Source organism: Roseateles sp. (genome assembly GCF_052436255.1).
Lineage (GTDB): Bacteria > Pseudomonadota > Gammaproteobacteria > Burkholderiales > Burkholderiaceae_C > Pelomonas.
Map to the genome: position 1 here is coordinate 1 of NZ_JBQVNP010000231.1, position 5,179 is coordinate 5,179.

A 5,179-nucleotide genomic window follows, 5' to 3' on the forward strand; every position below is an offset into this window, starting at 1 on the left:
CGTCACTCTGCGCAGGTGAGCTGCCGGCCGGCAAAGTCGTCGGCATGGCAACCATCAACATCTCGAAAGTCGGCAAGGCCACCAGCGTCGAAGGCGTGGTGGTCGACTTTACGGAAGACGTCCTGCGTGAGGTCGTGGCGACCTACGACCCGAACCTGTGCGAAGCGCCCATCGTGGTGGGGCACCCCAAGCTGGACTCCCCCTCCTTCGGTTTCATCGACAAGCTCAGCTTCGCCGATGGGAAGTTGGTCGGTGTCGAAGACCAAGTCGATCCTGATTTCAACGAGCTGCGGCGCAAGGGGCGTTTCAAGCACCCCAGCGCCAGCTTCTTCACCCCCACTGCGCCCAACAACCCCACGCCGGGGAAGTGGTACCTGCGGCACGTGGGCTACCTCGGTGGAGCCACGCCCGCGCTGAAGGGGCTGAACGGCAAGGTCATCAGCTTTGCCGATGCCGACGACGGCGTGGTGACGGTTTCCTTCGCCGATGGCGATCTCCCCGCCTTCAGTGGCGCTGGCATCGCGCGGATGTTTCGCGGGCTGCGCGACTGGCTCATCAGCAAGGAAGGCACCGAGGTCGCCGACCAGCTGCTGCCCGACTGGGAGATCGAAGACCTGCGCCGGGTCAGCCAGCGCGCGGCAGAGCAAACCGATTCCACGCGCCCCTTCGGCAGCGCTTCCTTCGCCGATCCCCGAACCGCTACTCAACAGGAGCACATGTCCACACCGAAGACCCCCGAACAGCTGCAGACCGAGCTGGACGCTGCGAAGAAGCAGATTCAGACGCTGCAGAACGCCGAGCGCACTCGCGAGGCGGACAAGCGTCATGCGGAGCATGTGAGCTTCGCCGACACGCTGATCACCCAGGCCCGTTGGCCTGCTGGTGCCAAAGAAGTGCTCGTGGCCTCGCTCGACCACCTCGCCACGCCGGTTGACTCCGCATGCGTGAGCTTCGGTGACGGCGAGGCCGCGCGCCCCCTGCACGAGGTGCTGCGCGAGCAGCTGCAGACCCTGCCAGAAAGCGTGAGCTTCGGCGAGGTCGCAGGCAAGAGCCGCGGCGCCGACAAGGCGATGACCAACCGCCAGGTCTCCGACCGCGCGGCCGACTACCGCAACCGCCTGGCCACCAAAGGCCAGCACATCAGCATGGGCCAGGCGATCGACGCCGTCCAGGCTGGCACCGACAAGGAGTGAGCGCGATGCGCAACGAACTGTTCAGCAAGAACTACAGCGCCGAGGGCGCAATCCCGGCCTACCGCCTTTTCAAGTTCGGTGCGGCCGATGGCGGCATCCTGGTCGGTGCGGCCGCAACCGACAAGCTGGTCGGCGTCACCGGCCGCATCGCCGCCGCCGTGGCGGGCGATCGTATCGACGGCGTGCGCCTGGGCATCGCGGAGGTCGAGTACGGCGGCACCGTGGCCGCCGGCGATCCGCTCACGAGCGATGCCAGTGGCCGCGCCATCGTGGCCGCACCAGCTGCGGGCTCCAACGTGCGCCTCATCGGCTTTGCCGAGGTCTCTGGCGTCGTGGGCGATATCGGCTCTGTCTTCATCTCCCCGTGCGTGATGCAGGGCTGACCCGGCTTTTCAACTGAAGGAATCCAATGAGCACCAACACCGCTCCGTTCACAGTCCAGCCACGTCTCACGCAGATCGCGATGGGCATCAAGCCCACGGGCTTCATTGCCGACGACGTCTGCCCGCGTATCCCGGTGCCGTCCGAGAAATTCATCTACACGAAGTTCTCGACGGACGAAGTCTTCACTATTCCCGATGTCCGCGTCGGCCGCACCGGCGCGCCGAACGTCGTCGAGTTCGGCGGCGTCGACGTGACCGACTCCACCGAGGACTACGGCCTCGACGATCTGGTGCCGAACAAGGACATCAAGAACGCCGAGGGCACCAACTACGACCCGCGCGACGCTGCGGCCGAGCGCACGGCGCTGCTGGTGAAGATGGCCCGCGAGAAGCGAGTTGCGGACCTGTACTTCAACCTCAACACGTACGCAGCCGCTCTCCGCACGACGCTCGCCGGACAAAGCCAGTGGAGCGACTACGCCAACAGCGATCCCGTGAGCGCGATCCTGACCATGTTCGACTCCATGCTGGTACGCCCGAACGTCGGTACCGTGGGCCGGGCTGTGTGGACCAAGCTGCGCATGCACCCGAAGGTGGTCGCCGCGGTGCTCACTGCTGATCGCGGCATGGGCGGCGCCGCTGCAGCTGGTGTGATCCAGCGCAAGGCGGTCGCCGACCTGCTGGAGCTGGACGAGCTGTACGTGGGCGAGTCCTTCGCCAACACAGCCAAGAAGGGCCAGACGGCCGCATACGCGCGGCTGTGGGGCAAGCATGCGGCGTTCATGCGCATCGACAAGTCTGTGCGCGACACCAAGGGCGGCCTGCCGACCTTCGGTTTCACCGCACAGTGGGGCGACATGGTCTCGGGCACGATCGTCAATCCGAACATCGGCCTCGAAGGCGGTGAAACGGTGCGCGTCGGCGAGCACGTCAAGGAGCTGGTGCCCTTCCAGGAAGTCGGCTGCTTCTTTCAGAACGCCGTGGCGTAAGGAGGCACGACGATGGCAACCCGCAATCGCAAGACCGCTGCCGACCCCGGCACCACCGCCACCTTCGACGTGATCAGCAACCTGTCGCTCGACAACGAGGACTACGCGCCTGGCGACACGGTCGAGCTCACCGAAGCGCAGGCGCTCGAAATCGGCCCGCAGGTCGTGCAGCCCGCCAAGACGGCCAAGGCTGCAGAGTAAGGCGCACCCCGCATGCCCTACGCCACGCCCCAAGAACTGATCGCCCGCCTGGGCGAGCGGGAAGCCGTCGCAATCAGCGATCGTGCCAAGACCGGGTCGCCCGACCTGGTCGAGCTGGCGCGCCTGCTCGCCGAGGCCGAGGACGAGGTCAACGGGCATGTGGGGCGTCGCTATCTGCTGCCCCTCGTCGGCTCGGACGGGCAACCTGCCGTCACACCGAAAGCGCTGGTGCGTGTCGTGGTCGACGTAGCCCGCTATCACGCAACCGGCACCGAGATCATGCCCACCGAAGAGATCCGCAACCGCTACAAGGACGCCGTGCGCTTCCTGGAAGGCGTTGCGAAGGGCGACATCCTGTTGGGCGATCTGCGGCTCGCCGGAAGCGGCGGCCCCGCGCCCACGGGCGGCGCCACGGCGGTGCGCACGGGCGAGCGCATGTTCGGCGACCTGCCGGGGGTGCTGTGACCAGTCCCATCCAGCAGATCGAGCAGGCCATGCTGGCGCGCCTGCGCGCCGTCAGCCGGCCCTACACCGGCCTGACGATCGAAAGCTACGGCGCCCAGCTCGACGACGAGCTATTCGGCTGGGTGCGCACGGTGCCGGCCGCCTGGGTGACCTTCGACAAGGTGACCGAATCGACCCGCATCAGCCGCCGGCGCTTCCGCCTCACAGGCAACTTCGAGGTGCTGAGTGCACAGCGCTCCCTCGCGGAGAACGATGGCCGCATGGGCGGCCCCGTGCTGGCGCGAGACGTGGGCGTGTATCAGCTGATCGAAGACAACAAGCTCGCGCTGGCCAACCAGAAGCTGGGGCTGGCCATTCAGCCGCTCACGCCTGGCGCGATCCGCTCGGTGATGAAGGGAATGGCGCAGCGCGACGCGATGGCGATCTACGCGCAGGCGTTCAGCACCACCTGGGTCGAAGAGATCCCGGACGACACCAGCGCCGACGATGACCTGCTGCGCATCGGCCTGAACTACCTGATCAAGCCTGGCGACGAGGAAGTCGACACCAGCGACCTGATCACCCTGAGACCCTGAAGGAGTCCTTGAAATGCTCGTGAAAGCCGCCCCTGGCCTGAAGGTGCCGCGCGAAGACGATGCGCGCAAGCACATCACCGACGACACGCCGGTGGATCTGGAAATGACCGCGTACTACATCCGCCGCATGGCGGACGGCGACCTGGTCGAAGCGGGCAAGCCCGCCAAGTCGACGGCCCCTGCAGCCACCAACAAGGACTGAACATCATGGCCAGCCGCAACATCGCCTTCGACAGCATCCCGTCGAGCATCCGCAAACCGGGGAAGTACTTCGAGTTCAACAACCGCCTGGCGGTACGCACGCTGCCGAGCAACCTGCAGCGTGTGCTGATCGTGGCCCAGATCACGACCACCACGGTCGGCCTGGCCAACTCCATCACCCAGGTGTTCGACGCCGAGACCGCTGCCGGCCTGTTCGGTCGCGGCAGCCAGGCGCATCGCATGGTCAAGGGCGCGATCATCGCCAACCCATACCTGCAGCTGTTCGTGCTGGCCGTGCCGGACAACGCCGCCGGCGTGGCCGGTGCAGCAACGATCACCTACACCGGGCCGGCCGCTGCTGCTGGATCGGTGTACGTCAACATCGCGGCCACCGAGCTGGTGGTGCCGGTGGCGGCAGCAGATACCGCGACGATCATTGCGGCGGCAGTCGCCGCCGCCATTAACGCCAAGATCGACCTGCCCGTGACGGCGGCAGCCGCTGCCGGTGTGGTGACGCTGACGAACCGCAACAAGGGTCTGGTGGGCAACAACGTGAAGCTCGCGGCCACGGCGAGCGCGACCGGCGTGACGGCCGTTGCAACCGCCTTCACGGGCGGCTTGAACGATGCCGACATCACGGCCCCGCTGGCCGCCGCTGCCCAGGGCGGCCATGAAATTCTGGTGACGTCGTTCCAACTGCAGGCCTCGGTGCTGCCGCTGCGCACGCACCTCAATTTCGTCAGTGGACCGATGGAGCAACGGCGCGCGATCGGTGTCCTCGCGCTGACCAGCACGCTGGCCACTGCCACCACGCTGGCTCCGCTGCTCAATTCGGAGCGCATGACGATGGCATGCCTGCCAGGCACCTACACGCCGGCCGAAGAGGTCGCAGCGGGCTACGCGGCAGTGATCGCGGGCGAAGAAGATCCCGCCCGGCCGTTGAACACGCTCAAGCTCGCCAACGTGGCGCCGCCGCCGACCGCCAATCGCCTGATGCGTACCGAGCAGGAGGCGGCGCTGAACAACGGCGTGACGCCTCTGGAGGTCGGTCCTGGCGAAGTGGTGCAGATCGTCCGCGCCATCACCACCTACATCCTGAACCCAGCCGGCGTGACGGACATCAGTTGGCTGGACCTGACCACCATTCGCACGATGGACTATGTGGCCAAGGC

General features: G+C 66.6%; 8 protein-coding genes. All 8 read left to right on the top strand.

The window, feature by feature from the left end:
• Positions 1-1,193 (top strand): hypothetical protein (locus tag ACT6S0_RS26290; RefSeq protein ID WP_444766683.1); only part of this gene is annotated, 1,193 nt, incomplete at its 5' end.
• 5 nt (positions 1,194-1,198) lie between these two features.
• Entirely contained in the window at positions 1,199-1,576 is a 378-nt protein-coding gene (locus ACT6S0_RS26295; RefSeq protein WP_444766684.1) for a DUF2190 domain-containing protein, read from the top strand.
• A gap of 26 nt (positions 1,577-1,602) precedes the next feature.
• Positions 1,603-2,565, top strand: a complete 963-nt coding sequence (locus tag ACT6S0_RS26300) for a hypothetical protein (RefSeq protein ID WP_444766685.1) — start codon at positions 1,603-1,605, stop codon at positions 2,563-2,565.
• A 12-nt stretch (positions 2,566-2,577) separates the two neighbouring features.
• Entirely contained in the window at positions 2,578-2,766 is a 189-nt protein-coding gene (locus tag ACT6S0_RS26305; protein WP_444766686.1) for a hypothetical protein, read from the top strand.
• Between the two features lie 12 nt (positions 2,767-2,778).
• Positions 2,779-3,231: a gp436 family protein gene (locus ACT6S0_RS26310; protein WP_444766687.1), complete on the top strand. Its 453-nt coding sequence runs from the start codon at positions 2,779-2,781 to the stop codon at positions 3,229-3,231.
• Positions 3,228-3,806: a phage protein Gp37 gene (locus ACT6S0_RS26315; RefSeq protein WP_444766688.1), complete on the top strand. Its 579-nt coding sequence runs from the start codon at positions 3,228-3,230 to the stop codon at positions 3,804-3,806. Before ACT6S0_RS26310 ends, ACT6S0_RS26315 begins: the two co-directional genes overlap by 4 nt.
• Positions 3,807-3,819: 13 nt before the next feature.
• Positions 3,820-4,008, top strand: a complete 189-nt coding sequence (locus tag ACT6S0_RS26320; RefSeq protein ID WP_444766689.1) for a DUF2635 domain-containing protein — start codon at positions 3,820-3,822, stop codon at positions 4,006-4,008.
• A gap of 5 nt (positions 4,009-4,013) precedes the next feature.
• Positions 4,014-5,179 (top strand): phage tail sheath subtilisin-like domain-containing protein (locus ACT6S0_RS26325; RefSeq protein WP_444766690.1); only part of this gene is annotated, 1,166 nt, incomplete at its 3' end.